Origin of the sequence: Flavobacterium antarcticum DSM 19726 (genome assembly GCF_000419685.1) — a bacterium.
Lineage (GTDB): Bacteria > Bacteroidota > Bacteroidia > Flavobacteriales > Flavobacteriaceae > Flavobacterium > Flavobacterium antarcticum.
In genome coordinates this window covers 125,559-151,706 of record NZ_ATTM01000007.1, presented here as the reverse complement: position 1 = coordinate 151,706, position 26,148 = coordinate 125,559, and the positions used below count along the sequence as shown (strand labels likewise).

The window sequence follows — 26,148 nt, the reverse complement described above, 5'->3', positions numbered from 1 at the left end:
TTTTTAAAATTTAAAATTAATTCCGGTATATAAACCAATAAAATACGGCTTGAAATTTCCAGAAGCACGACTAAAAGTATTGAACTGATACTTGAGTGTAGGTTCAAAATGCGCCTCAAAATTTTTCAGAAATTCGTATTTAAAACCCAATCCAATATTACTGCTAAAGTGAATGTCACTCAAATTGGTAGCTTTCCCTAAACTCATTGTAGTTTTTGAAGAGGCTACCGAAACGGAGTTTTCATTTAAAAACAAAGTACTCAAACCGCCAATGACTTGTATGCCAAATTTTCTATCTAAAACGGCATACGATAATTCTAAAGGGACTTCATAATAACCCATGGTTTGATTCAAAACACCACGTTCTAAATTCTCTAAATTTTCGTCATAAGGACGTAAACCTGCCGTATTATTTGCACTAAGTACTGAAATATTTGCGGTTGCATTGTCAGCACTTAGCGTGCCAAATCCAGATGCATTTAGTCCTCCAAAAAACACAATGTCATTAGTTGCATAGCCTAAAGTAACTTTATTTACACCAGTTCGAAACGCTAATTTTTTATTTAAGGCATATTGGACGCCAACGCCAACGCTTAAATTATTTTCGTACGTTTTACTATTTTCCGCAAATTGACTTTCAATTGGCGAACCATTTGAAGCCGAGTTTAAGTAAACGGGAGCTAAATTTGTGCTGACTTGCCAACGGTTTAATTTCGAAGAAGCAACCGCATTTTCTTTTTCATTTTTCTTTTTGAAAATTTCTTCTAACGGATTGGGTTCAGTTGCAAGCACTATTTGAGTGGAATCCTTTTGTGATGAAAGACTATTTTTATTCAGATTTGTTGCAGTAGATTTGAATCCATTTGACGCAACAACTTTTCCGGTAGTTGAATTATCTACTTTTGAATTTAATTCATTTTTTTGATCCGACTTTTCAGAAGAACCGTTTAATACCATAGTTTCCTGTGAAACCAGTTCGCTTTTAGCTAAACTCTGATTTCGAGCTAAACTCTGATTATTTGCAACAGTGGTATTTTGAACAATTTCTTTTTTGTATTTTTTCGTTGAAAGCGCGTACCCAACACTACTTCTACTTTGTGAATTCCGATTTGAAATAACAACGTTAGACTTGCTGTTATTTTCATCTTTTACAACTGAAGAACTTTTTTCTACTTCAACTCTAGTTTCATTTACAACAGCATTATTGGAATTATTTTCGTCTAAATTTTCAAATTCTGTTGGGGCGATTACAACTGCTGGTTCATCAATTAAACTCGTTTTCATCGAATTGAAAGCTAAAAACGCAAGTATAAATCCCGTGGCAATTCCCGAAAGTTTCCACCAAAGTGGAATAATTCGTTTCTTTTTCTTTTCGTGTAAAGCTTTGTGAATGTTGTTCCAAATTTTGTCATTTGGAACGGATTCAAAATCCTTGAAACGTTCTTGAAATAAGCGGTCTATGTTTTTTTTCTCGTTCATTTTGTCGAAGGGATTGTGTTTTTTCCGGTATGCAGGTCAATTTTTTCTTTCAGAATCATTCGGGCTCGAGCCAAATTTGATTTGGTTGTTCCAGTAGTAATATTAAGCATTTCTGCAACTTCCTTGTGCGAATAACCATCAAGTACGTACAAGTTGAAAACCATTCGGTAACGGTCCGGTAACTCTTGGATAATTTGCATTAAATAGTCTAAAGAAACGCTTTCATCATCAAGTTCAGGAATTTCGTCTTCTGCAATGTTGTCTGATACCACTTCTAAAAAGCGAACTTGCGTTCGGTATTTTTGCAAAGCATTATTAATCATGATCCGTTTTGCCCAACCTTCAAACGAACCTTTGAACTGAAATTGTTCTATTTTTTGAAATATAATTATAAAACCATCCTGCAAGTTGTCTTCCGCTTCGGCATAATTAGCCGAATACTTCAAGCAGACGCCAAAAAACTTTGGAGCAAATAAATGATATATTTGTTCCTGAGCTTTGGCGTCGTTATTTTTACAAGCATTGATGAGTTGGTCTAAACCCACAGGTTTTTAGTTTTTTAATTATTAACAGGAACGGTTACTTCTTCGTAGATTTCCATTCCGTTTGCATCTTTTCCTTTGTAAAATTTGAATACATAAGGAGTAGTACTTGTCACTTCAAATTGAAATTTTAATTCTTTTGCAAGTTCATCAGGAACCGCTACGCAATCTGTTCTATTGGCTACCAAAGACTGAATTGCAACGGTTCTCGTTTTTCCATTTCTTTCAAAATACAAAGATGGATTTGTATAGCAGTCAGTTGGTCTTTTGTAAGTTAGTTTAAAGGTGTATACTTGGCGGTATTCCAATATTGCAGGCAATTCATAACTTTCGACCGGTAAAATGTCGTAATAGAAATCATTGAGGTTGTCGTCTGTTGAGCATGAAATTCCAATGAAAGATACAAAAAGTAAAAGTGCTAATTTTTTCATTTTTAAAATATATTGATTTAGTGGTAAGATGAGTAAAATGGGGATGGGTTGCGTTTAAAAACAAAAAAGACCGCTTCAAAATTATTGAAGCAGTCTTTTTTAAGAAATAGTTCTCGCTGTTGCGAAATTACTTATTGTTTTCCTTGATTCTATCCTTGATTTTAACCTCAAGTTCGTCTGCCAATTCAGGATTGTCTTTAATTAACGCTTTTACAGCATCACGGCCTTGCCCTAATTTTGTTTCACCGTAACTGAACCATGAACCTGCTTTTTTAACGATTTCAAATTCAACCGCTAAATCAAGAATCTCACCGGTTTTAGAAACTCCTTCGCCATACATGATGTCAAATTCCGCTACTTTAAATGGTGGAGCCACTTTATTTTTAACCACTTTTACTTTGGTTCTGTTTCCAATAACGTTATCACCATCTTTAATTTGCGAAGAACGACGAATGTCTAGACGAATCGAAGCGTAAAACTTCAATGCATTTCCTCCCGTAGTAGTTTCAGGATTTCCAAACATCACTCCAATTTTCTCTCTCAACTGATTGATGAAGAAAACAGTACAATTTGTTTTGCTAATTGTTCCTGTCAATTTTCTCAAAGCTTGCGACATTAATCTTGCGTGAAGACCCATTTTAGAATCTCCCATTTCACCTTCAATTTCACTTTTTGGTGTCAATGCAGCAACCGAGTCAATAACTACAATGTCAATCGCTCCTGAACGAATCAAGTTTTCTGCAATTTCCAACGCTTGTTCTCCATTATCCGGTTGTGAAATGATTAGGTTTTCAATATCAACGCCTAATTTTTCAGCATAATTTCTATCAAAAGCGTGTTCCGCATCGATAAATGCTGCAATTCCACCTGCTTTTTGAGCTTCAGCAATAGCGTGAAGCGTCAAAGTTGTTTTTCCAGAAGATTCTGGTCCGTATATTTCGATGATTCTTCCTTTTGGATAACCACCCACTCCTAATGCTAAATCGATTCCCAAAGACCCTGACGAAATAGTTTCTACTTCCTCAATGGCTTTGTCGCCCATTTTCATCACCGTTCCTTTCCCGTAGGTTTTGTCAAGTTTGTCAAGCGTTAACTGTAAGGCTTTTAACTTTGATTCTTTCTCTGAACTTGTTTTTTCTTTCATGGTATTGACACTTATTTTTCGTAAAAATACTTCTTTTTAGGATGTGAATTACTTTATTTAAATTTTTTTTGGGAGGTGTTTTATTTTCTCAAACCATGCAACCTCGAAACATATTTTCCAATTACATCAAATTCCAAATTAATCTTCGTTCCGACTTCAAAATTCTTGAAATTGGTATGTTCGTAAGTATAAGGAATTATCGCCACACTAAATTGATTTTGCTTTGAATTGACAACAGTCAAACTCACGCCATTTACGGTAATCGAACCTTTTTCAATAGTCAAATTATTTAAATTTTCATCGTATTCAAACGTATAATACCAACTTCCGTTCGCATTTTCTACGCTTACGCAAAAACCAATTTGGTCAACGTGACCTTGTACAATATGTCCGTCAAGTCGGTCGCCTAATTTCATCGCGCGTTCTAAATTGACAGAATCACCAATTTTCCAATCGCCAAGATTTGTTTTTTCGATCGTTTCACGAATCGCAGTAACCGTATAGGAGTCGCTGTCAATCGCCACGACGGTTAAGCAAACGCCGTTATGAGCTACACTTTGGTCGATTTTTAATTCAGGAGTAATGGTGGAAGAAATGGTCAAGTGAAGGTTGTCTTGATCTTGTCGAACTTCTTTTACTGTTCCAAGGGATTCTATAATTCCGGTAAACATTTGTGGTTTTATTTTACTAAATTTGTAACCTCAAAATTAGCAATAAATAACTTGAAGTAAATGAAAAAAGCAGAAAATATAATCGTTGGAATTTCAATTGGAGATCTAAACGGTATTGGAAGCGAAATAGTTTTAAAAACATTTGAAGACGCTCGAATGCTTGAAATGTGTACGCCTGTTATTTTTGCAAATGTAAAAACACTTTCCTTTTTGCGTAAGAGTTTTGAGTCGACCGCACCTTTACATGGAATTGACAAACTAGACCAAATCGTTATTGGAAAAATAAACGTTTTGAATCTTTGGCGGGAGCCAATACAATTAGAATACGGTGTAAACAACGAAATAGTAGGCGAGTATGCCATAAAATCATTTACAGCGGCAACACAAGCCTTGAAAGACGATTTAATTGATGTTTTAGTTACAGCACCCATAAATAAATACAACATTCAATCGGAAGATTTTAAATTTCCCGGACATACGGATTATTTAGACCAAGAATTAGAAGGAAATGCATTGATGTTAATGGTAAGCGGTTCGCTTCGTGTCGGATTACTGACGGACCATATTCCGGTAAACGAAATTGCGACTCATTTAACAGAAGCTCTAATTCGAAAAAAAATCCAAACGATTGACGAATGTTTGACACAAGATTTCAGCATTCACAAACCGAGAATTGCAGTTTTAGGATTAAATCCGCATGCTGGAGACGGCGGCGTGATAGGTTCAGAAGACGACAAATTAATTCGACCGGTTATTAAAAAAATGTTCGAAGAAGGAATTATGGTTTTTGGACCGTATCCTGCGGATGGTTTTTTTGGCAATAATCAATATGAAAAATTCGATGCGGTAATTGCCACTTATCACGACCAAGGATTGATTCCGTTCAAGACGTTGTCGTTCGGAAATGGCGTAAATTACACGGCAGGTTTAAATAAAATCAGAACTTCACCCGATCATGGAACGGCTTATGATATCGCCGGAAAAGATTTGGCGAATTATAATTCGTTTAAAGAAGCTGTTTATCTGGCAATTGACGTATACAAATCCCGAAATGAGTACGCTGAAATTAGTAAAAGACCACTGAAAACGAAGGAAAAACACTTATAAACAAAAAAATGTTTATAACCCTTTTGAATTTGCGATAAATTTATATCTTTGCACTCCGATTCTAGGATTCTGGAAAAGGACAAATTGTTGTTACGATGAAAAAGTTAAATGAATATTTAATTCCTTTTGTGGGATTAAAATTAGGAAAACACCAGTTTGAGTATCAAATTAATAAAACGTTCTTTGATCACTTTGAATACGACGAGTTTGAAAGTGCTGATGTTAAGGTTGAATTAGTTCTTGAAAAGAAAAGTTTGATGCTGGAATTGCATTTTAAGCATAAAGGAACTGTAAATGTTCCTTGTGATTTAACAGGCGAAATGTTTGACTTACCCATCAAAGGAAATTTGAAAGTCGTAGTTCAATTTGGTGATGAGTTTAATAATGAGAACGAAGAATTGTTGATTTTGCCTCATGGCGAACATCAAATAGATACTTCACAGTATATTTATGAAATGATTGTATTGTCGGTTCCATTAAGACGCGTGCATCCTGGAGTAAAGGACGGAACTTTAAAATCTGACGCTTTAGACAAGCTGAACGAGTTGAAAGTTTCAGAAGTAAAAGAAGAAGTTGAAGAAGAAAATGAAATAGACCCACGTTGGGACAAATTAAAACAACTATTAACGGATAAATAATATAGTAAAATGGCACATCCTAAAAGAAAAATCTCGAAAACAAGAAGAGATAAGAGAAGAACGCATTATAAAGCTACAGTAGCTCAAATTGCGACATGTCCAATCACTGGAGAAGCGCATTTATACCACAGAGCTTACTGGCACGAAGGTAAAATGTACTACAGAGGACAAGTTGTTATTGACAAGTCTGTTGCACTTGCATAATACCCATTTGCAGGCAAAATCTAAACTCTCCAATGTGAGAGTTTTTTTTGTTGTTTAAAATTTAGTGTTAATTACTGTTGGTTAAATATTAAGGTTTAGAAATTTTTTTGTAATTTCAACAACTTTTCTGTTTCAATTTGGCAGGNAATAAACTTACAACCCTATGAGTACAATTACAGCCGCAATTACTGCTGTCGGAGGCTATGTTCCTGATTTCGTGTTGACCAATAAATTATTGGAAACTATGGTAGATACCAATGATGAGTGGATTACCTCAAGAACAGGAATCAAGGAAAGAAGAATTTTAAAAGACGACAATTTAGGCACTTCTTATCTTGCGATTAGAGCTGCTGAAGACTTGATTGCAAAAGGAAATATCAATCCGTTGGAAATCGATTTAGTAATTGTCGCTTCTACAACGCCTGATATGCCCGTTGCCGCAACTGCCGTTTACGTTGCTACGCAAATTGGCGCTACGAATGCATTCGCTTACGATTTGCAAGCCGCTTGTTCAGGTTTTCTTTATGCAATGTCAACCGCTGATGCATATATAAAATCAGGAAAATATAAAAAAGTTTTAATAATTGGTGCCGATAAAATGTCGTCAATTATTGATTATACAGACCGTGCCACTTGTATCATCTTTGGAGATGGAGCAGGTGCCGTTCTATTTGAACCTAATTATGAAGGGTTAGGAATGCAAGATGAATTTTTGCGAAGCGATGGAATTGGACGTGACTTTTTGAAAATTGATGCTGGAGGTTCTTTACTTCCTGCTTCGGCTGAAACAGTTGCAAACCGCCAACATTACGTTTTTCAAGATGGAAAAAACGTTTACAAATATGCCGTTACAGGAATGGCTGATGTAAGCGAGAAAATTTTGCAAAGAAACAATCTTACGAATAGTGACGTAGATTGGTTAATTGCGCATCAAGCGAATAAAAGAATCATTGACGCAACAGCAAATAGAATTGGATTAGAAGAAGAGAAAGTATTGATTAATATTCACAAATACGGTAATACGACTTCGGCAACTTTACCTTTATTGCTATTTGATTTCGAGAAAAAATTTAAAAAAGGAGATAATTTAATCTTTGCAGCTTTTGGCGGCGGATTTACGTGGGGTTCCATTTACTTAAAATGGGCTTACTAACAAAACAAACAAACTATAACTAAAAGATACTAATTATGGAGTTAAAAGAAATTCAAAACCTAATTAAATTTGTAGCAGCTACGGGTGTTGCGGAAGTAAAGTTAGAAATTGACAATGTGAAAATTACTATCAAAACGACACTTGGAGAGTCTTCACCAGAAATCACTTATCTTCAGCAAGCGCCAATGGCACAGCCAATGCAACAAGCTGCTGCTCCAGTTCAAGCACTTGCACAAGCTCCAGCAGCTCCAGCTCAAGAAGACGAATCTTCAAAATACATCACAGTAAAATCTCCAATTATCGGAACTTTTTACAGAAAACCATCTCCAGACAAACCTATGTTTGTTGAGGTTGGAACTTCTATCGGAAAAGGCGACGTACTTTGTGTAATCGAAGCGATGAAATTATTCAACGAAATCGAATCAGAAGTTTCAGGTAAAATCGTGAAAATATTGGTAGACGATATGTCACCAGTAGAATTTGACCAACCCTTATTTTTAGTAGACCCATCTTAAAGAATTTTAGATTTTGAATTATGAATTATTGCCAATAATAATTCATAATTCATAACTCATAATTCATAACTCATAATTAAAACAAGATGTTTAAAAAAATATTAATTGCCAATAGAGGTGAGATTGCCCTTCGCATCATTAGAACATGTCGCGAAATGGGAATCAAAACCGTTGCGGTTTACTCTACGGCAGATGCTGAAAGTTTGCACGTAAAATTTGCAGATGAAGCGGTTTGTATCGGACCACCACCAAGTAATTTATCCTACTTGAAAATGTCCAATATCATTGCTGCTGCTGAAATTACAAACGCAGATGCCATTCATCCCGGATACGGATTCTTGTCTGAAAATGCTAAATTTTCTAAAATTTGTCAAGAACACGGAATCAAATTCATTGGAGCTTCTCCTGAAATGATTAACCGTATGGGTGATAAAGCTTCCGCAAAAGCAACGATGATTGAAGCGGGAGTACCTTGTGTTCCAGGTTCAGAAGGAATTTTAGCTTCTTACGAAGATGCTGTGAAAGTGGCGAAAGAAGTTGGATACCCTGTGATGATGAAAGCTACCGCAGGTGGTGGTGGAAAAGGAATGCGTGCCGTTTGGAAAGAAGAAGATTTATTCAAAGCTTGGGAAAGTGCACGTCAAGAAGCAGCTGCTGCTTTTGGAAACGACGGAATGTACATGGAAAAGCTGATTGAAGAACCACGTCATATTGAAATCCAAGTAGTAGGTGATTCTTACGGAAAAGCCTGTCACCTATCAGAAAGAGATTGTTCAGTTCAACGTCGTCACCAAAAATTAACAGAAGAAACACCTTCACCATTCATGACGGATGAATTACGTCAAAAAATGGGTGATGCAGCCGTTAAAGCAGCCGAATATATTAAATATGAAGGTGCTGGAACTGTTGAATTCTTGGTGGATAAGCATAGAAATTTCTATTTTATGGAAATGAACACGCGTATTCAGGTGGAACACCCGATTACAGAGCAAGTAATTGATTACGATTTAATTCGTGAGCAAATTCTAGTTGCAGCAGGTGTGCCAATTTCAGGAAAAAATTATTTTCCGCAATTACACGCGATTGAATGTCGTATCAATGCAGAAGATCCTTATAACGATTTTCGTCCATCTCCAGGAAAAATCACGAATTTGCATACTCCCGGAGGTCACGGTGTTCGTTTAGATACACACGTTTATTCAGGATATTCAATTCCGCCAAATTACGATTCAATGATTGCTAAGTTGATTACTACTGCTCAAACGAGACAAGAAGCAATCAACAAAATGAAACGTGCTTTAGATGAATTTGTTATTGAAGGAATTAAAACTACAATTCCGTTTCACCGTCAGTTGATGGAGGAACCGGCTTATGTAGAAGGAAATTATACCACAGCCTTTATGGATACTTTCAAAATGAAAGAGAAGAAAGACTAATTATATACTTATTTATAAAAAATGCCTTGCAGTCGTGTAAGGCATTTTTTTTGTTTAAGCCTGTGTACTAATTATACAATTTTTGAGGTGATGCAACATTGGATACACAGTTGTAATTTTTTGTTCAACAGGTAAAAACATGTATTCCAATAAGTTAACTCAATATTATTTGTTGGTACGGTAATTTCTTATGTGTTGGTAATCTATTACTAATTAAAATTACCGAATCATGAAAAAATTAATTCTATCAGCAGCAATCGTATTGGGAAGTTTAACTTCATTCGCGAACACAGCACCTCCAATAAATTTTGAAACAGTTAAAATCGTTCAAGAAGAATATACCGAAATTACAGCGGACCAACTTCCAGAAGCTGTACAAACCGCACTAAAAACATCGTATCCAGACGCAACAATTGAAAAAGCGTATGTGAACGAAAAGAAAGAATATAAAATAGAAATTTCAGTGGGAGACCAGAAAGCGGCTGTTTTTGCAGATGCTGATGGCAACTGGATTAAGAAATAAGTTAGGGTAACTTATATTTTGTTTTTGTTAGAAAGAGGTTTGTTCGTTCAAACCTCTTTTTTTTGCATATTTTTAAGACGATTCATTTTTTTTAAACTTTATATTAGCACGAAAGATTTTAGCCATGCCCAAGATTTTAGTAATTGAAGATGATGTTGCGTTCTGTAAATTAGTCGAAAAGTTTTTGACTAAAAACAACTATGAAGTTTCTACCGCATTTTCTGCGGCTGAAGCCAAAGGTAAAATTGCGAATACTACATTTGATTTAATTCTAACCGATTTACGACTGCCTGATTCCGATGGAATGACTTTGTTGTCAGAATTCACAAAAGAAATTCCTGTAACTCCTGTAGTGTTAATGACGGGTTATAGCGACATAAACACGGCTGTAAAAGCAATTAAAAATGGCGCTGCCGATTATATTTCAAAACCGTTTAATCCAGATGAGGTTTTAATTGTAGTTGCAAATGCTTTGATAAATGCAGAAATTGTTTCTGAACCAAAACAAACGCAGGCTAAAATTACGACTAAAGTTACAGCAGAATCCAATTCCGAATTTGTTTTAGGCATTTCACCCGCTTCTTTAAAATTAGCAGAATACATTAAATTAGTTAGTCCTACGGATATTTCGGTTTTAATTATTGGTGAAAGTGGCACAGGAAAAGAAGTGATTGCACAAAAAATTCATAAAAACAGTACGCGAAGTAAAAAACCGTTTATCGCTGTAGATTGCGGAACAATTCCTAAAGATTTGGCGGCAAGCGAATTTTTCGGACATATCAAAGGTTCGTTTACAGGAGCTTTAAATGATAAAGTCGGTTATTTTGAAGCGGCAAATGGCGGTACTATTTTTCTAGATGAAATTGGAAATTTATCGTACGAAAACCAAGTGCAATTGTTAAGAGCGCTTCAAGAACGAAAAATTAAACCCGTTGGAAGTAACAAGGAAATTTCAGTTGATATAAGGATTATTACGGCGACGAATGAAGATTTGCGTGAAGCAGTCAAAAACGGCGATTTCAGGGAGGATTTATACCATAGAATTAACGAATTCTCAATTACCTCACCATCTTTAAAGGAACGAAAAGGAGATTTGTTGATTTTTGCCGAATTCTTTTTGGAGAAAGCCAATCAACAATTAAACCGCGAAGTAATTGGTTTTTCAGACGAAGTAATTCAAATTTTCCAAAATTATTCTTGGCCCGGAAATTTACGTGAAATGCAAAACATAGTCAAGCGTTCCACATTATTGACATCAGGTGATTTTATTGAACGAGCTGTTTTGCCTTCAGAACTTTTTTTGGTACATCCTGAAAAAGACGAAGTTGTTTTTTCGCTTTCGCAAAATGAGAAAGAAGCTATTATTCAAGCTTTGGAACAAACACAAAATAATAAGTCAGAAGCGGCTAAATTGCTAAAAATCAACAGAAAAACATTGTATAACAAGCTTAAACTTTACAATTTAGAGTATTGAATCTTTTTTGAATAACTCAAAAAGAGCATTTATTTTTTGGTTCAACTTTGCGTTAATCGTTTCAATTTCATCTAATGCTAGTATTTCATTACTCAATTTATGCAACAAAGCAGCAATTTCGGTCGCCTCTAGTTGCTGAAACATGGGATACATGCGGTGCGAAATTTCCTTAATGCCTTCTAAATTTTTCTCATTGATGCCTTGACGCAATACGAGTAAACTTTCGTGCGTATTTTTTACAAATGAATTCAGAATCTCTTGTACTGCTAACGCATCGTCCGGCAAAAAAGCTTTTAATTTTACCAATGAATATGCGTTTTGAGAAGGATTATTTTCACTATAACTAAACGTGTTCTCACTATTTTTGACAAATAATTGATTCAACTGTTCTAACAATTTTATCGGCGAATATGGTTTTTGGACTACAGATGAAAATCCTGCTTTTTCATAAATTTCTAAATCTAAATCAGCTCGACCAGTTACTGCTAAAATGGGTTGCTGCTTAAAACCTTCCATTTTTTGAAGTTCTTCTATAAAACCAAATCCATCCAAAACAGGCATTTGAATATCCGTAATTACGCAATCAAAATCAAGGGTAGGAATTGCTTTTAAAGCATCAATTGCTGAATTGAAAGGATAAATAATATGATTTTTCTGCTTCAGCACTTCTGTTGTCAGGGCTAATAAATTCGGATCGTCGTCAATAATAATTATTTGATACGTTTGATTGGAAGGAGTCGATTTCATATTTAATTCGGATTCAAATTCGGAAGCGCCCCAAATTAACGTAAGCTGAATCGTAAACGTACTTCCACGACCATAACTGCTTTTCAGTGAAATAGTTCCGTTCAAGGCTTCTGCCATTTTTTTAGCAATTGTCAGACCTAATCCTGTTCCGCCAAACACTTTTTCAATTCCATCATTTGCCTGCGTAAATTCTTCAAAAACCAAATCCTGGCTACTTTCTTTGATTCCTATTCCCGTGTCGGAAACATGAATTAAAATATGATTTTCAACAATTTTTGCTTCAACTGTAATTGTACCTTTTTCAGTAAATTTATAAGCGTTTCCAATCAAATTACTCAATATTTGACGCAGACGAAAAGGGTCGGTGACAATGTTTTTCTGCAATGCAGTTTCAATTTCTAATTGCAGTGAAATGTCTTTTTGAACATAAACTGCTTGAATGCTTTTTGCCACTTCTTCAATACTGTTTTGCAATGAAAAAGGGATGTTTTCAACTACAATTTTCCCAGCTTCAATCTTCGTGAAGTCAAGCAAATCCTGTACTAATTTCGAAATGTATTCTGAAGAACCTTTGATGTTTTTATTGTAATGTTTTTGTTTTGCCGTCAATTCAGAATTTCCTAAAAGTTCAGAATAGCCAACAATTGTACTTAAAGGCGTTTTTAAATCGTGACTTACCGTTGAAATAAGTTGTTCACGGTCTTTCAGCAATTTTTGTGCTTTTAGATTGGCCGCTTCTAACTGCTTTTTATACGACTGGGTTTTAGAGAAATCATTCAAGATCAATACAGAGAAGAAGACAGTCAAAATAAAACCTACAATCGCGGCGTAAGTTACTATTTTATTGGTTTTTTGTAAGGAGACTTCCTTTTTAATATTCGTTTCAGTAGTACTTTGAATGATTTCTCGCTCAATAATATTCAATATTTTCCGGAGTTGTTCCGAAATAGAAACTTCATTTTGCTGCAATTTTTGCTCTTGAATTTCAAGTGATTTATTCTTAATGGCGTTGGTGCGAACCACGTCGCTTAGTGCTGTTTTTGAAACAACCAACATCGAATCAAGGGATTTTTGCGAAAGCGTGTTGGTGCTGTCATTTGGAATATTTTGATTTAGAACCGTCACCATTTTTTGCAAAACACTTCGCTGGTATTCTTCTAAATTATTGGGGTTTTTAACCAAATCATTCAGGCGGAGTTTTCGCAGCGAACCTTCCATTTGTGTGATTTTGTCAATTGCTTTTTGAACAGACGCCTCATTATTAGCCTGTTCTTTGACTTTTTTTAAGTCCTTTATCGTGGTGACTTTTTTATTCAAAAGTAATTTCACCGTGTCCAGTAAGGTGATTTGTTTTGGATTCTGAATGTACATTTTAAAAGCATCAATTTCAGATTTTAGAGAATCCGTGTGAAATGTATAATTGCTTAAATCTAGTTCGTCATTCGATTGTAAAGTCATTCGGGCATAACCTTCGTTTTTGTAAATATTTGAAAGCAAATTACTCACTTTTAATACCTTGTCATTTTCCGTTGAAATGTTTGCACCCGTTTTTGAAAACACAATATTCTCCGTGTATAAAATCCAGCCAACCGTTACTACCAATGCAATTAGTGCAAGATAACTGAGGAGAACTTTTACAGGAATGTAACTTTTTTTATCGGCCATTTCGTAAAGATAAAAAGTATTGAAAAGTAAAGTACGTATATATTGTTAAAAACGCTTCATAAAAAAATCCCGATGATTAGGTCGGGATTTAGTGATAAATAGCGGAAGTATTAAATGCTCATTTTTTTAGCAAGTTCACTAGGAACCGCAGCTTTATGAACCATAATCGCCGTTGATTTTAGTTTGATGTATTCTTTCGTCATGAACAAATATCCTTTGTAATCATTCGTTACTCCCCAAGAATTTTTCACAATATAATACTCTTTTCCATTTTGGTCTTTCGCAAGTCCTACAATGTGCATTCCGTGGTCGTCTGTTGTCGTATAATTGTCAAATGCTTTCTGACGGATTTCATCGGTTGTAACTGGTTCTTTTTTTGGTCCGTTGAAAATAGCTGCTTTTTCGTCAGCCGTCATGTCGTCAAACTTTTTATCGCTTACAAACGCTACCCCATTTTTCCAACTGAATGTTTTTTCACTCACATCACCAGCCCAAGCTACCGTATATCCTTTTTTCAAAGCATTGTCCACAATTGAAGTCAAATCGTTTGCCTTTACATTATAAACCTGCTCAAACGACCAGTTATCCGGAACTAAAAGCGTTCCTCTTGTATAAAACGGAGTCGTGTCAAATGAAGAAATCTGAATATAATCGTCGGCATTAATTCCGATTACTTCTTTTGCAAAAGTTTGTGGCGTATACTTTTTTCCGTTATAATCAAATGATTCGGGTACTTGACCTAAATAAGAATCAATCACTGCGGCATAAGCGGTTTCCCAATTTGGCGTCAATTCACCATTTGGATTTTTTACTACCGCTTGCAAAATGCTTTCGGTAATCTGACCCATTTCAGCAAATTTATTTTTTTGAGTTCCATAATTCAATCCCGTATAAACCGATTGTGGAACCGCACCGTATTTTTTGTACATATTAATCACGTCGTACAATCCGCCACCATCGCCTAACGTGACAGCACCATGCATTCTCACATACATTTTTCCTTTTTCGATGTACGTATTTCTTGCTGAAAATATCTGCGAAATCTCAACAGGTTGTTTTCCCATTCGAGCCATTTCTGATTCTAAAAAGGAATTTGCTGAATAACTCCAACACGTTCCTGATGAACCTTGATTTTTAACCGAAGTATTTTGAAGGTTGATCACTTCTGTAAACTGAAAAGACGCTTTACTGTTGTCGCTAGCGTTTACTTTTAAAGCGTTTACTAAATTATCTTGTGCAAATCCGCTAATGGTTCCGGCAAACAAAGTCGCTGCTAAAACATACGGACGAATTGAAAATGTATACATAGTATTTTATTTTTTAAATTTTTTAAGGCTTCCGCCAAATTCTATTCATTATTTAGAATTACAGCATCTTATTATCTGCACTTTTCTTATCTGATGTAACATTGTCATCTGTTGTTTCGGAAATGGAAATATGTGAACTGTTTTCAAATTTTATTTCTCTTTGAACTTGTAAAATATTCTTACAAGATTGCTGTTTAATTACGTTTTAGCTCTGAACTTTTAAACTTTTAACCGCCTAACCTTTTAAACTTCCTCTATAACGTTTCTTTCAACCATTTAAAAAATTCTCTTTGCCAAACAATCGCGTTTTGTGGTTTCAAAACCCAATGATTTTCTTCTGGAAAGTAAATTAATTTACTTTTAATTCCACGAAGTTGAGCTGCTTGAAAAGCTTCTAAACTTTGACCAATTGGCACACGGAAATCTTTTCCACCTTGAATGATTAAGATCGGTGTATTCCATTTATCCACGTAATTAATAGGGTTGAATTCGTTGAATGCTTTTTGAGCAATTTTATTATCTTTTTCCCAATAAGCGCCACCAAAATCCCAGCGGTTAAAGAATACTTCTTCGGTAGTTCCAAACATACTTTGCGTATTGAAAACGCCGTCGTGAGCGATAAAAGTTTTGAAACGATTGTTATGATTTCCCGCTAAATAGAATACAGAATAACCACCATAACTCGCGCCAACAGCACCCAAACGATCTTTATCTACATATTTTTCTTTAGCAACATCGTCAATGGCACTTAAATAATCGTCCATCACTTGACCACCCCAATCTTTACTGATTGCCTCGTTCCATTCGACACCGTGACCTGGCATTCCGCGTCTGTTTGGTGCCACAATAATATAACCTTGAGCCGCCATTACTTGGAAATTCCATCGGAACGAATAAAATTGAGACAACGCAGATTGTGGTCCACCTTGACAATATAATAACGTTGGGTATTTTTTAGTAGCATCAAAATTTGGAGGTAAAATTACCCAAACCAACATTTTTTTACCATCGGTAGTTGTTACATAGCGTCGTTCAGTTTTGCTTAAAGAAATAGAAGCATAAGCTGCATCGTTTACTTTAGTCAATTGTTTCCACGACTTTTTCTTCAAATCGTACGAAAAAAGCTCAGAAGCGTGATTCATGTCCGTTCTTGCAACAATTGCTGCATTATTTACAATTCCAACCAATTGATTCACGTCCCAATCACCTTTCGTAATTTGCTCAACTCGGACCGCAATTCGTGTCATCCCCGGAAAATTTACTTCAAACAATTGTTTTGTTCCATCCACAGGCGCTAAAAAATATACTTTTTTTCCATCAGCACTCCAGGAAAAACTATCCACTGTTCCGTCCCAATTCGCAGTCAAGTTCATTTTTATTCCTTTAAAAGAAACAACAATGTCATTTTTATCGGCTTCATAACCGTCGCGTTTCATTTGCAACCAAGTCAACTCTCCGTTTGGCGAAAATTGTGGAGCGGTATCGTAGCCTAAATTTTCAGGAGTTAAATTTGCAGTTTTTTTCGTAGCTAAATCATATTCGTACAAATCCGTATTGGTAGAAATAGCATATTCAGTTCCCACTTTTTTCTTAGAAACGTAAATGATTTTACTTCCATCAGGCGACCAAATGTAATCTTCATCACCACCAAAAGGTTTTTGTGGACTATCAAACGGCTCCGTTCCCATAATGTCAATTCCTTCTTTTGCAGCAGCATTTTCTTTATAAAAAACGTGGTTGTGTTTGCCTTCGTTCCAAGTGTCCCAATGTCTGTAATCCAAACCATCGTAAATTTGAACATCCGATTTTTCTAATTCTGGATAAAAATCTTTCCCTAAAACTTTGGCAATTTTTACTTCTTCGCTGTACAATAGCTTTCCGTCTTTAGAACTATTTTTATCGCTCAATAGAGTTGAATAGTCCGTAATTTCAGTTGCATTACCACCATCTACAGGCATTAAATAAACTTTACTGCTCGATTTATTGTCGTCAACTGAAACTTGGGTAACTTTATAAATAATGCTTTTCTGGTCTTTAGTAATTCCCAAAGCAGAAACGCGGCCTAATTTAAAAAGCAATTCGGGCGTCATGACTTGTTGCGAAAAAGCATTTAAACTCATCATTAAAACTAATAATGGAACGATTTTTTTATACATAATACGTGTGTTGCGTTCAATTTCTTGAACATTTTTAGCAATCCCAAAAATACTAATAATATTGCAAATTTGTCTTGTCACCAGATGTAGTTTACTTGAAATTGTATAAGTTTAACGCGAAATTATAACTTTCAACTTTCCATAAATTTTAATTTGGGCGTGACCCTGATGAAAAATCAGGGTCGGGCTTTCGCACTCGCTTTTATGGTCTCGTCCCAAAAAACGAGACCATAAAGAGCTCAGACAATTGCTCAATCCCTCACGCAAAAACCTTCCTCACGTAGAAAATTTGGCAATAAATCAAGAAGCTATTCATCAAAATCGAAAGACATAAAATTATTCTGATTCAAAATGATTACTTTTAATTCAAAATAAAAACACAAATGCATTTAAGCTATTGGGAATATAAAAGTTGGTTTCAAAACGTCGATTTTACCATCGTAGGAAGTGGAATTGTAGGCTTGCATGCCGCCCTAAATTTACGAGCACGTTTTCCCGAAAGTAAAATTCTGATCATTGAGATAGGAAGTTTGCCCGAAGGAGCAAGTACTAAAAATGCCGGATTCGCTTGTTTTGGTAGTTTGTCAGAAATTGTAGACGATTTGAAAATACAAGCTCCCGACGAAGTTTATAAATTGATTGCAAAACGTTGGGAAGGTCTACAATTGTTGCGGAACCGAATTGGCGACGAAGCAATGGATTTCCAGCAAAATGGCGGTTACGAACTTTTCACAGAAAATGATAAGGAAACGTTTGATGAATGTTTAGAGCAATTAGATTTCGTCAATGAGTTGCTTTTTCCATTGTTTAAGAGTCCAGTTTTCAAAATGCAAAAAGATGTTTTTGGTTTTCAAAAGATTCATCAACGAATTATTTTTAATCCGTTTGAAGCGCAAATTGATACGGGAAAAATGATGCAGCAGTTATTAAAAATTGCCTATTCAGAAGGAATATTAATTTTAAATAATCAATCGGTAACGGATTATCAAGAGAATGATTTGGATGTAAAAGTAAATTTAGCAGATTTTTCATTTTCAACGAAAAAACTGCTTTTTGCTACAAATGGATTTTCAAAAACACTTTTTATAGAAGACGTTCAACCTGCGAGAGCTCAAGTTTTAATTACGAAACCAATTTCTGATTTGAAAATAAAAGGAACCTTTCATTTAGATAAAGGGTATTATTATTTCAGAAATATTGATAACCGTATTTTATTTGGCGGAGGCCGAAACTTGGATTTCAAAGGGGAAACTACAACTGATTTTGGAAATACAAATTTAATTCAAAACGAGTTGGAGCGATTGTTAAAAGAAGTAATTTTGCCAAACCACAAATTTGAAATTGAACACCGCTGGAGCGGAATAATGGGAATGGGGCAGACCAAGAATCCAATTGTAAAACAATTGTCCAATCACATTTATTGTGGTGTGCGATTGGGAGGAATGGGAATTGCCATTGGTAGTTTAGTAGGAAAAGAATTAGCAGATTTGGTTTGAGTATCAAGTTTTCTTGCCACGAATTACACCAATAACACGAATTTTGGTATTCATAATGTTTACAAACACGAATTAGGCAGGTGAACTTCTTGCTATGTTTTCGAAATATAAGAGTTTCATCTGAATGGTAAATAAAAAATAAAAATTTCATGGTTAAAAAAATACTTCGTTTCCTTTGGAAAGCAATGCTTTGGTTTTTTGGATTGTCTATTTTATCGGTTATTATTTTCAAATTTGTTCCCGTTCCGTTCACGCCTTTAATGATTACGCGAGCGATTGACCAAAAGTTGGACGGTCAAGAAATGACTTCAAGTCACAAGTGGGTACCTATTGAAGAGATTTCTGTGAATATGCAAAAAGCAGTTATTGCCAGCGAAGACGGAAATTTTTTAACCCACAGTGGATTTGATTTCAACGCCATTCAAAAGGCGATGGAAAATAATGAAAAAGGAAAAAAACTAAAAGGAGGAAGCACCATTTCGCAACAAACCGCTAAAAATGTGTTCTTATGGCAAGGAAGAAGTTACTTGCGAAAAGGGCTCGAAGCTTATTTCACAGTACTAATCGAATTTATTTGGGGTAAGGAACGCATTATGGAAGTCTACCTCAATAGTATCGAAATGGGAACTGGCGTTTACGGAGTTGAAGCCGCATCAAAACATTGGTACGGAAAATCCGCAGCAGATTTATCTAAAAGAGAAGCTGCTGGAATTGCCGCAATTTTACCAAATCCAAGGAAATTTAAGGCCAGCAATTCTTCAAGTTATATTGAACGAAGAAAAGGGAGAATTGTCAAGCACATGCGTTACGTGGGAAAATTAGACTATTGATGTATGGTTAAAAAATGCGTATTTGTACTTTTATTACTATTCAGTTTAAGTACTGTTGCGCAAAATCACGCGGCGGAATTTGGACTGATTTTAGACAATGATTTGTACACTTCTACGGTCAATGATAAATATTACACGAACGGATTCGAACTTTATTACCGCTATTTGAATGCTCCCAAGAGCGAAAAAGTCGTTAAGAAAATAACTGAATTTCGAATTGCTCAATACATCTACAATCCACAAACGATTCGAGCGGAAGACTTTTATGTAAACGACCGACCATTTGCTGGCGTTTTATTTGCGGAAGCGGGAATGCACCGGTTTTTTACGAACGAAACTGTATTCAAACTTAATGCGCAAGTTGGTTTTATGGGTCCAAATGCCTTTGGAAAACAACTGCAATGGCAATTTCACAAAACTTTTGGATACGATGCTGTGGAAGGTTGGCAATACCAAATTCACAACGCACTATTGGTTCAAACAGAAGCGTTCTACGGAAAAAAAGTAATCACTTTAAATCCTAAAAACACGATTGATATTTTGGCGCAAGCTGAAGTGAAAGTAGGAACCATTTGGAATGAAATTACTGTTGGACCTGTATTAAGAATTGGCTTTAAGAAACTGCTGTCTAGTTCTGAATCTAATTTATATGATGCTTCGCTTCGGTATGATAAAAAGTACCGAGAATCTTCTGAATTTTATTTTTTCATCAGTCCAAAAGTGAATTATCAGATTTACGATGCAACGATTCAAGGAAGTTTGTTTCAAGATAAAAGTCCGGTAATATTTCCTTTAATTCCTTTTCGGTTTGAAGGAGAAGCAGGCTTGAAATACCGAAAAAACAATTGGAATTTTCATTACACTTTTAATTATACGACTCAAGAAGCGGATAATATTGTGAATAAAGGCTATTATTATGGGTCGATTGGAGTGGGGTATTTACTCAATTAAACTTTAAATAAATTGCACTTGTTAGAGGAAATATCTTATTTTTTTTGCTAGTTAAACAGCCATTCTACAATTTTTACTTCGATGGAACAAATAATTGATCGGAGCGTAATGATTAGGTAAAAAATAATAGTGAACATGTGTTGTCGGTTTTTTTGTTGCGCTGTAAAATTATCAGATAAGTAGATAGGGAGATTACGACAAAGCCGTAAAAAACGTTAAATGTAGTTAGTAGAGCGATAAAAAAACGACAACTTTTTACAGTTGTCGTTTTTCACTACTAACAAAAACTATTTATTTAAAGTGGATATCGGTTTTTAAAAACGGTAGGATACAAATCCATTAGCTTGCAAAATTCCACCAGGAGCGTCGTAAGCGTATGTGCTTACAATTTTTACACCTAATCCCCATTTGCTTTTTGGAAAAATATTGATTGTAGTTCCTAGATCTATACCTGTAAAGTCATTTTTCTCTAAAGGGAGATTGTTTTCTACCGACAGATAACTAATACCAAATAACAAGCAAAATTCGATCTGTTTAGAAGAGATGATTTTCTGTTCACTGTGTAGCGCGAATTTTAGAACTTGATAGTCAATATTTGTTGGACGATTTTCTAATTGTCCACCTAAGCCAGACAATTTTAATGCAGTTTGTTCTGAAAAATGATATGTGACGCCGACTTCGACATTTGCTCCGTAATCTTTTCCAATGTTGAAGTTTCCAAAGGAGGTTTCAGCTGAGATTTTTGATTGTGCCATTCCTAACAAAGGTAACGTGATCAAGGAAAGGATAATTATAGTTTTTTTCATGATCTAAATGTTTAACATGTTTTAATTCTTTAAATAGAAAAACTTTCTATTTGATGTTGTAAAAATAGTACTTTGCAAAAGTGGTGCATTACGGCTTTGCCGTAAAAAATGTTAAGGAAAGAAATTTTTGATTAAAAAAACGACCACTTCTTAGGTGGTCGTTTTTAACTACTAACAAAAACTATTTATTATTTAATCAAACTCATTTAAGCCGTATAGTATTTCCTTCATCTTGGTTCCGTTAACCTCAACTGGTTTGTAAGCGATGTTAAATTTATCAATTGCAACGTCAATGTCGCTTTTTAATTTTTTGTATTCTAAAGGTAATTTGGTTTCACATTTCTTTTCGTTTTCATAGCTGTTCAGGATGATTTTGAATTTCTCATAAAACTTTCCACCTTGATCTATAAAATTGTTATATTGGGTGATGAACTGCAGCAATCGATCGATAGGAAATTCTAGATTAACTTGCATTTTATATTGAGGACTTCCTGTGGCTGCTTTTAATTTCGTTAAATACTCTTCCATTTTTTGCGTAACGGTTTCCCAGTCATCATTGGAGCGGCAATTTTCGAGTGTTGCCATATATCCAATAGGTTTTGTATAATCCCTAAACAAGGTTTCAATATCTTCTTTCATTTTAGCATTACTCTTTTGTAAAAAGGCCGTTTCAAAATAGATGGTATTTAAGTCATTTTGCATACGTAATGTGAAATCTAAAATACATTCTACGTTAGCCAGTTCTTTTTCTTTTTCATCTTTTGTCATGCTTGATGAAAGCATTGAAGTAAATGTCTGCACTAGAGACACCACTGTGTTTGTTCCAAGAATCGAGGTCAACTCAAAACCACTTTTCTTGTCTTTTTTAGCAGAGACAATTTCTTTTAGTTTCTCATATTCTGGATATTGATTTGGGTTGGACATTTTGTTAATTTCACTTAACGTTCGTACTGACGCAAAATGATGGTCTAAACTGAGGACTTTTTCATAGAGAATCTTTATGATCTGCAATCCTTTTAAATATCTTATCTTAGATATTTCACTTGTTACATCCATTTTTAGAATTGAAATTTCTCTATTAACGAGGTCCTTTTGAACTAATATATCTACTTTTTGCTCGGTACTTATCGCTATTTGAAGCGCTTTATTGAGTGTTTGTATTTGGAGCGCCTTGTCGCTGATAAGTTTGTCATACTTCAACTGGACATCTTTAATTTCAGAGATCAATTGTTCCATAATCACATTAGGGTCACTCAATTCTTTACTTGGGAAAGCTGTTGTATTTGTAAAAAACAGCAAACTTATACTGAGGTAGAGATAGGTTTTCATAGCATTATGGTTTGAGATTATTTTATCAGTATTATCTGTGAAAAGAAAGCGTGAAGGTTACTTTCACTTTGTCTTTGTCAACTTTTATCGGGTAAGTTCCTTTTTTTAAGAGTCCATAAGCTAAATCAAGGTCGAGGTAAATGAGGGTGTCTAAGTCAAAGATGAAATCGTTTTCTTGTATAAACATGATTTCGTCCGTGGGTTTTAATTCTCGGTATTCTTTACCAAAAAAGATAACTTGTTCTTCAATGGAAAGTTTATTTGGCTCGATTTCAAAACTAATCCTGTTGTAATCTAATTTTGTTGCAGTGTATATTTTCATCGTTGAATCTTTTGTTGGGTTCCTATCCTGATTACAAAGACCTGAACCACCTTTACAGAATGTCCCACGAACGTCTAATGCAATCTCAAGCCGTGGTTGCGCAAAACCCATTGATGTAACAAGCAAAAGCGAAGTATAAAGGATGATTCGTAACATGATTTTTCTGTTTAGCTTTATGAGGTAAAATTACCGTACTACTCGAGTATGGATTTACGGTTTAGCCGTAAAAAATGTTAATAGAATGGATTTGTAGGAATGAAAAAACGACAACTTTAAGGGTTGTCGTTTTGCATAAGTTGAAAGCAAAAAACCCTTAGGAGAATCTTTTTAAATATAAATGAGAATCCGATTATATTGATGTTCTATTCTGATGCTCGATTGCATCTATTACCTTTATCCTTTTAAAAAACGCAATAGAGCGTTTGCAATGTGACTCTGAAATTGGTTTTTTTGAGTCAAACAACCACTTCACAAGTACCTTGCTTTAATAAATCGCGTTGAAAATGCTACTTTTATTTTTTAATGTAGGTGGGGGCTCGATACAATCGATCACCAGAGCATATTAATAGCTCCAATATCAAATAAAAAACTTTCTTCTTTGCCATCAATTCTATCTTTTACAGTTAAAGCCAAATCCATTTCTAGTTTCATTTAGTTCGATACTGAGATAAAGTTAGTCTTACTTGTTAATAGCATTAATTTGCAACTATAAAGAGAAAAACACAATAGAACAGAAAATATTCTCATAGCAGGTATGGATTAAATTACTTTATGTAGGCAGTAATATTAAACTAATATTCATATTAAGAAACCTACTCAAATATAAATTAATTCAGAATCCATTTTAAATTTTTTGAAACGGATTCTGAATTAAAAACTCTAGATTTTCACTAGTTTTCTTAGTTCCCTTATGATTCCAAATACGGCAGTTTATTCTAAGGTCACTCAAAAAACTAGAATATAATTCGAATATTTATAGGTGTTATTAATTTTCATTACAGTAAAAGCGATTACTAGCAACATAGGAGGAAATAAGTAAGGGAATAAATGTTTTACTGGTAAATTGCGTTTTTTATAGATGGGTATAATTATTTTGCAATTTGATTTTCAAACCCATTTAGATGTGCTTTGCCATAGATAACTACTATTTTTTTAAACTTGCTTTTTTTGACTTCGTTGACTAAGAAGTCGTTTCTATCATCAATTAAATATTTTTTCCACTCCTCTTTATTTAAAAGCTTATTTGTACACTTATAATTCTGGGTATATGAGTTAATAAAGTCGCATTGTTCTAATGTTATATCTTTTGATTTTTCAACATTGTTTATGATTGTTTCAATAGTCATATCAATGTTAAAGCTATTCTGACTGGTTAAACCAAACGTTTCTATTGATGGTTGATTTATTAATGTGTACTTAAATTTTGTACCGCTTTTGTATAGAGAATCTAACAAGTTGACATAACCGTTTTTTGGAATTCCAAAATGAATGATTTTTCGGAATTTGTATAAGTCCAAAGTATCTTTCGTATCGTCTATTATTTTTTCATAAAAGAAGACATAATCTTTGCTTTTTAAAGAGTCGATTTTTCTTTTTACATCATCATAATATTCTTTTCTGCCGACATGCTGCATCGGTAAAAAAATGATTTGTTTGTTCGCTACTGAAAAGGTTTTTGTTGTTATATGGTCGTCATAAATTCCTTTTTTTTCTAGAGCGTAATTAATTAAAGATGATTTACAGCCAATTAGTAGAACTGTAATAATTGTTAAAAGTAGTAATTTATTTTTCATGTCTAATAATTTAAAATCAATAAATGATTATGAAACAGGGCTGATTAATTTAATTTACAGCCCTGTTAATTATGTTTATAATAAAAGAGCTATTAATGCCGTCATTATGATATCTGCTGCTGCTTCACCTACAATTTCATTTAGGTGACATTTAATTTGATACCATTTACAAGGATACTCTCTATTTATTTCACGATCAGAAACGTGAGCATCATTATGTATACTTGGGCCTCCTTTGCCTCCTGTCATTGCTGCATCTTTAATTTTGAATCCAAAGAGTTGAGTTTCGTCAAATGAGGGATGCGCTTTTAAAAATTTATATGCATTGGCAACTTCCTTACCTGAATAAGTGGAGATTATTTCCTTATCAGATGTATTGTTTGACAGAAGTACATAAGCTACTTTTAGAAGTTCTTTTCCTTCATTCGGCATAGTTGTGGAATTGTTAGGATAAGTAACAATTTTCACAAAATCTTCAAAATCTACTGAGTTTTTATAGGAAGTGTGCAAAGTGCTTTTAAAATTTAGCAATACTTTTGCAGCATAAACTCTTGCCTCTTCCTTTGAAACTTTTTGAGCATTAACCGTAAAACTCAAAAATGCAATTGCCATTAGGCTAAATAATAATTTTTTCATGATAATAAAATTTAATTTGTTTAAAATATTTTTAATTGTTCACATCAAAAAATTCTCGAGTAATTTGATGTTGTAAAAATACTATCATGAAAAAAGGCTTGGTTACGGCTTTGCCGTAAAAGATGTTAAATGTTTAAATATATCCGAGTCTTCGGCTTTCTTTAATTATTTCTTCGTCATTTCCTGTTACATTGAGGTAATCCTTTATTCTAGATTTTCTTTTTTCTACAGCACTGGCTGATAATCCGAGCTTGTCAGCGATAGTAGCGTTGCGAAATCCTTGAGAAAGTAAAGTGATAATTTGCCGATCAATTGTGTCAAAGTGGCCTTTAGTAATGATCTCTTCTTTCAAAGCTTCTCGTACAAGAATACTGTGGTAACTTTGATTGTTTAATATGGATTGGACACATTCTATCAAGTTTTCGTCGTCAATTTCGCTTTTTATCATCATCCCGTCTGGGCGGTTTTTATAGATAACATCATAGATACTGAATTTCTCAGTAAGTGAAGTTAGTATTATCACTTTAGCGTTTTCATTGCTTTTACGAATGAAGGGAATTAAATCTTCGCCGAGTACAATTTTTTTCTCTTCAAATGGAGGCATACTTCTGTCGAGAAAAACAATATCAAAAGTGTTGTGATTAGTAGAAGCCGTTATAAGCTCGTACGCTTGCTGGAGTGAGGTGATCGTAGTAAATATAAATGTTAAATCTCGGTCATTGTTTTCTAAGATGGACTTGTAGCCAAGTGTTGTAACCTTGTGGTCGTCAACGATTAAAATAGATTTAGACAT

25 protein-coding genes are annotated in these 26,148 nt (G+C 34.5%); 11 read left to right on the top strand and 14 right to left on the bottom strand.

Going from position 1 to position 26,148, the window contains the following annotated elements; genetic code table 11:
• Positions 1–3: 3 nt before the first annotated feature.
• The 5 genes from YWA_RS0113040 to YWA_RS0113020 all read right to left on the bottom strand — a co-directional run bounded on the left by YWA_RS0113040 (position 4) and on the right by YWA_RS0113020 (position 4,267).
• Complete coding sequence (locus YWA_RS0113040) at positions 4–1,479, bottom strand: outer membrane beta-barrel protein (RefSeq protein ID WP_022828957.1); 1,476 nt, start codon at positions 1,477–1,479, stop codon at positions 4–6.
• On the bottom strand, positions 1,476–2,024 hold the full coding sequence (locus YWA_RS0113035) for an RNA polymerase sigma factor (RefSeq protein ID WP_022828956.1): 549 nt from the start codon (positions 2,022–2,024) through the stop codon (positions 1,476–1,478). The genes YWA_RS0113040 and YWA_RS0113035 overlap by 4 nt, the downstream gene beginning before the upstream one ends.
• A gap of 14 nt (positions 2,025–2,038) precedes the next feature.
• A complete protein-coding gene (locus tag YWA_RS15470; protein WP_022828955.1) occupies positions 2,039–2,452 on the bottom strand; it encodes a hypothetical protein in 414 nt (137 codons plus the stop codon).
• 127 nt (positions 2,453–2,579) lie between these two features.
• Positions 2,580–3,596, bottom strand: a complete 1,017-nt coding sequence (gene recA / locus YWA_RS0113025) for a recombinase RecA (protein ID WP_022828954.1) — start codon at positions 3,594–3,596, stop codon at positions 2,580–2,582.
• Positions 3,597–3,676: 80 nt separating this feature from the next.
• Positions 3,677–4,267, bottom strand: a complete 591-nt coding sequence (locus YWA_RS0113020; protein WP_022828953.1) for a riboflavin synthase — start codon at positions 4,265–4,267, stop codon at positions 3,677–3,679.
• A 60-nt stretch (positions 4,268–4,327) separates the two neighbouring features.
• On the opposite strand from YWA_RS0113020, the gene pdxA reads away from it, so the two are divergent.
• From pdxA to YWA_RS0112980, 8 genes are all read left to right on the top strand, one after another.
• A complete protein-coding gene (gene pdxA / locus YWA_RS0113015; RefSeq protein ID WP_022828952.1) occupies positions 4,328–5,374 on the top strand; it encodes a 4-hydroxythreonine-4-phosphate dehydrogenase PdxA in 1,047 nt (348 codons plus the stop codon).
• Positions 5,375–5,469: 95 nt separating this feature from the next.
• Positions 5,470–6,012, top strand: coding sequence for a YceD family protein (locus YWA_RS0113010; protein WP_022828951.1), 543 nt, complete (start codon positions 5,470–5,472; stop codon positions 6,010–6,012).
• Positions 6,013–6,021: 9 nt separating this feature from the next.
• Positions 6,022–6,216 (top strand): 50S ribosomal protein L32, encoded by a 195-nt coding sequence (gene rpmF / locus YWA_RS0113005; protein ID WP_022828950.1) that lies wholly within the window; start codon positions 6,022–6,024, stop codon positions 6,214–6,216.
• Between the two features lie 163 nt (positions 6,217–6,379).
• The gene (locus YWA_RS0113000) at positions 6,380–7,369 is read left to right on the top strand and encodes a beta-ketoacyl-ACP synthase III (protein WP_022828949.1); all 990 of its coding nucleotides are present in this window, start codon (positions 6,380–6,382) and stop codon (positions 7,367–7,369) included.
• Between the two features lie 35 nt (positions 7,370–7,404).
• Positions 7,405–7,884: an acetyl-CoA carboxylase biotin carboxyl carrier protein gene (accB, locus tag YWA_RS0112995; protein ID WP_022828948.1), complete on the top strand. Its 480-nt coding sequence runs from the start codon at positions 7,405–7,407 to the stop codon at positions 7,882–7,884.
• Between the two features lie 86 nt (positions 7,885–7,970).
• Complete coding sequence (accC, locus tag YWA_RS0112990) at positions 7,971–9,320, top strand: acetyl-CoA carboxylase biotin carboxylase subunit (protein ID WP_022828947.1); 1,350 nt, start codon at positions 7,971–7,973, stop codon at positions 9,318–9,320.
• Between the two features lie 229 nt (positions 9,321–9,549).
• The gene (locus tag YWA_RS0112985; RefSeq protein ID WP_022828946.1) at positions 9,550–9,843 is read left to right on the top strand and encodes a PepSY-like domain-containing protein; all 294 of its coding nucleotides are present in this window, start codon (positions 9,550–9,552) and stop codon (positions 9,841–9,843) included.
• 124 nt (positions 9,844–9,967) lie between these two features.
• The gene (locus YWA_RS0112980) at positions 9,968–11,317 is read left to right on the top strand and encodes a sigma-54-dependent transcriptional regulator (protein ID WP_022828945.1); all 1,350 of its coding nucleotides are present in this window, start codon (positions 9,968–9,970) and stop codon (positions 11,315–11,317) included.
• Here the strand turns inward: YWA_RS0112980 and YWA_RS0112975 are convergent.
• The 3 genes from YWA_RS0112975 to YWA_RS0112965 form a co-directional block, all read right to left on the bottom strand.
• The gene (locus YWA_RS0112975) at positions 11,306–13,729 is read right to left on the bottom strand and encodes a hybrid sensor histidine kinase/response regulator (protein ID WP_022828944.1); all 2,424 of its coding nucleotides are present in this window, start codon (positions 13,727–13,729) and stop codon (positions 11,306–11,308) included. The genes YWA_RS0112980 and YWA_RS0112975 overlap by 12 nt on opposite strands.
• A gap of 110 nt (positions 13,730–13,839) precedes the next feature.
• Positions 13,840–15,036, bottom strand: a complete 1,197-nt coding sequence (locus YWA_RS0112970) for a C1 family peptidase (RefSeq protein WP_022828943.1) — start codon at positions 15,034–15,036, stop codon at positions 13,840–13,842.
• A gap of 254 nt (positions 15,037–15,290) precedes the next feature.
• On the bottom strand, positions 15,291–17,192 hold the full coding sequence (locus tag YWA_RS0112965) for a S9 family peptidase (RefSeq protein WP_040472215.1): 1,902 nt from the start codon (positions 17,190–17,192) through the stop codon (positions 15,291–15,293).
• A gap of 383 nt (positions 17,193–17,575) precedes the next feature.
• Here YWA_RS0112965 and YWA_RS0112955 point away from each other — a divergent pair, with 383 nt between their 5' ends.
• The 3 genes from YWA_RS0112955 (at position 17,576) to YWA_RS0112945 (ending at position 20,469) form a co-directional block, all read left to right on the top strand.
• The gene (locus tag YWA_RS0112955) at positions 17,576–18,688 is read left to right on the top strand and encodes an NAD(P)/FAD-dependent oxidoreductase (protein WP_022828941.1); all 1,113 of its coding nucleotides are present in this window, start codon (positions 17,576–17,578) and stop codon (positions 18,686–18,688) included.
• A 149-nt stretch (positions 18,689–18,837) separates the two neighbouring features.
• Positions 18,838–19,518 (top strand): monofunctional biosynthetic peptidoglycan transglycosylase, encoded by a 681-nt coding sequence (gene mtgA, locus YWA_RS0112950; protein WP_022828940.1) that lies wholly within the window; start codon positions 18,838–18,840, stop codon positions 19,516–19,518.
• Between the two features lie 3 nt (positions 19,519–19,521).
• The gene (locus tag YWA_RS0112945; RefSeq protein WP_022828939.1) at positions 19,522–20,469 is read left to right on the top strand and encodes a lipid A deacylase LpxR family protein; all 948 of its coding nucleotides are present in this window, start codon (positions 19,522–19,524) and stop codon (positions 20,467–20,469) included.
• A gap of 314 nt (positions 20,470–20,783) precedes the next feature.
• On the opposite strand, the gene YWA_RS0112940 is transcribed toward YWA_RS0112945, so the two are convergent.
• From YWA_RS0112940 to YWA_RS0112910, 6 genes are all read right to left on the bottom strand, one after another.
• The gene (locus tag YWA_RS0112940) at positions 20,784–21,275 is read right to left on the bottom strand and encodes a hypothetical protein (protein WP_022828938.1); all 492 of its coding nucleotides are present in this window, start codon (positions 21,273–21,275) and stop codon (positions 20,784–20,786) included.
• Between the two features lie 192 nt (positions 21,276–21,467).
• Positions 21,468–22,604 carry a hypothetical protein gene (locus YWA_RS0112935; RefSeq protein WP_157505357.1) on the bottom strand — a complete coding sequence of 379 codons (1,137 nt, stop codon included), beginning with the start codon at positions 22,602–22,604 and terminating at the stop codon, positions 21,468–21,470.
• Between the two features lie 31 nt (positions 22,605–22,635).
• Complete coding sequence (locus YWA_RS0112930) at positions 22,636–23,082, bottom strand: hypothetical protein (protein WP_022828936.1); 447 nt, start codon at positions 23,080–23,082, stop codon at positions 22,636–22,638.
• 932 nt (positions 23,083–24,014) lie between these two features.
• A complete protein-coding gene (locus YWA_RS0112920) occupies positions 24,015–24,719 on the bottom strand; it encodes a TraB/GumN family protein (RefSeq protein WP_022828934.1) in 705 nt (234 codons plus the stop codon).
• 75 nt (positions 24,720–24,794) lie between these two features.
• Entirely contained in the window at positions 24,795–25,355 is a 561-nt protein-coding gene (locus YWA_RS0112915; RefSeq protein ID WP_022828933.1) for a hypothetical protein, read from the bottom strand.
• A 133-nt stretch (positions 25,356–25,488) separates the two neighbouring features.
• A complete protein-coding gene (locus YWA_RS0112910; protein WP_022828932.1) occupies positions 25,489–26,148 on the bottom strand; it encodes a DNA-binding response regulator in 660 nt (219 codons plus the stop codon).

Coding starts and splice junctions, on each gene's coding strand:
- YWA_RS0112940 (WP_022828938.1), bottom strand. CDS start 21,275: ATGAAAAAAACTATAATTATCCTTTCCTTGATCACGTTACCTTTGTTA.
- YWA_RS0112955 (WP_022828941.1), top strand. CDS start 17,576: ATGCATTTAAGCTATTGGGAATATAAAAGTTGGTTTCAAAACGTCGAT.
- YWA_RS0113010 (WP_022828951.1), top strand. CDS start 5,470: ATGAAAAAGTTAAATGAATATTTAATTCCTTTTGTGGGATTAAAATTA.
- YWA_RS0113040 (WP_022828957.1), bottom strand. CDS start 1,479: ATGAACGAGAAAAAAAACATAGACCGCTTATTTCAAGAACGTTTCAAG.
- YWA_RS0113000 (WP_022828949.1), top strand. CDS start 6,380: ATGAGTACAATTACAGCCGCAATTACTGCTGTCGGAGGCTATGTTCCT.
- YWA_RS15470 (WP_022828955.1), bottom strand. CDS start 2,452: ATGAAAAAATTAGCACTTTTACTTTTTGTATCTTTCATTGGAATTTCA.
- YWA_RS0112935 (WP_157505357.1), bottom strand. CDS start 22,604: ATGAAAACCTATCTCTACCTCAGTATAAGTTTGCTGTTTTTTACAAAT.
- YWA_RS0112910 (WP_022828932.1), bottom strand. CDS start 26,148: ATGTCTAAATCTATTTTAATCGTTGACGACCACAAGGTTACAACACTT.
- accC (WP_022828947.1), top strand. CDS start 7,971: ATGTTTAAAAAAATATTAATTGCCAATAGAGGTGAGATTGCCCTTCGC.
- YWA_RS0112980 (WP_022828945.1), top strand. CDS start 9,968: ATGCCCAAGATTTTAGTAATTGAAGATGATGTTGCGTTCTGTAAATTA.
- YWA_RS0112975 (WP_022828944.1), bottom strand. CDS start 13,729: ATGGCCGATAAAAAAAGTTACATTCCTGTAAAAGTTCTCCTCAGTTAT.
- YWA_RS0112945 (WP_022828939.1), top strand. CDS start 19,522: ATGGTTAAAAAATGCGTATTTGTACTTTTATTACTATTCAGTTTAAGT.
- YWA_RS0112970 (WP_022828943.1), bottom strand. CDS start 15,036: ATGTATACATTTTCAATTCGTCCGTATGTTTTAGCAGCGACTTTGTTT.
- YWA_RS0112965 (WP_040472215.1), bottom strand. CDS start 17,192: ATGTATAAAAAAATCGTTCCATTATTAGTTTTAATGATGAGTTTAAAT.
- recA (WP_022828954.1), bottom strand. CDS start 3,596: ATGAAAGAAAAAACAAGTTCAGAGAAAGAATCAAAGTTAAAAGCCTTA.
- accB (WP_022828948.1), top strand. CDS start 7,405: ATGGAGTTAAAAGAAATTCAAAACCTAATTAAATTTGTAGCAGCTACG.
- rpmF (WP_022828950.1), top strand. CDS start 6,022: ATGGCACATCCTAAAAGAAAAATCTCGAAAACAAGAAGAGATAAGAGA.
- YWA_RS0113020 (WP_022828953.1), bottom strand. CDS start 4,267: ATGTTTACCGGAATTATAGAATCCCTTGGAACAGTAAAAGAAGTTCGA.
- YWA_RS0112930 (WP_022828936.1), bottom strand. CDS start 23,082: ATGTTACGAATCATCCTTTATACTTCGCTTTTGCTTGTTACATCAATG.
- YWA_RS0112920 (WP_022828934.1), bottom strand. CDS start 24,719: ATGAAAAATAAATTACTACTTTTAACAATTATTACAGTTCTACTAATT.
- mtgA (WP_022828940.1), top strand. CDS start 18,838: ATGGTTAAAAAAATACTTCGTTTCCTTTGGAAAGCAATGCTTTGGTTT.
- YWA_RS0112985 (WP_022828946.1), top strand. CDS start 9,550: ATGAAAAAATTAATTCTATCAGCAGCAATCGTATTGGGAAGTTTAACT.
- pdxA (WP_022828952.1), top strand. CDS start 4,328: ATGAAAAAAGCAGAAAATATAATCGTTGGAATTTCAATTGGAGATCTA.
- YWA_RS0112915 (WP_022828933.1), bottom strand. CDS start 25,355: ATGAAAAAATTATTATTTAGCCTAATGGCAATTGCATTTTTGAGTTTT.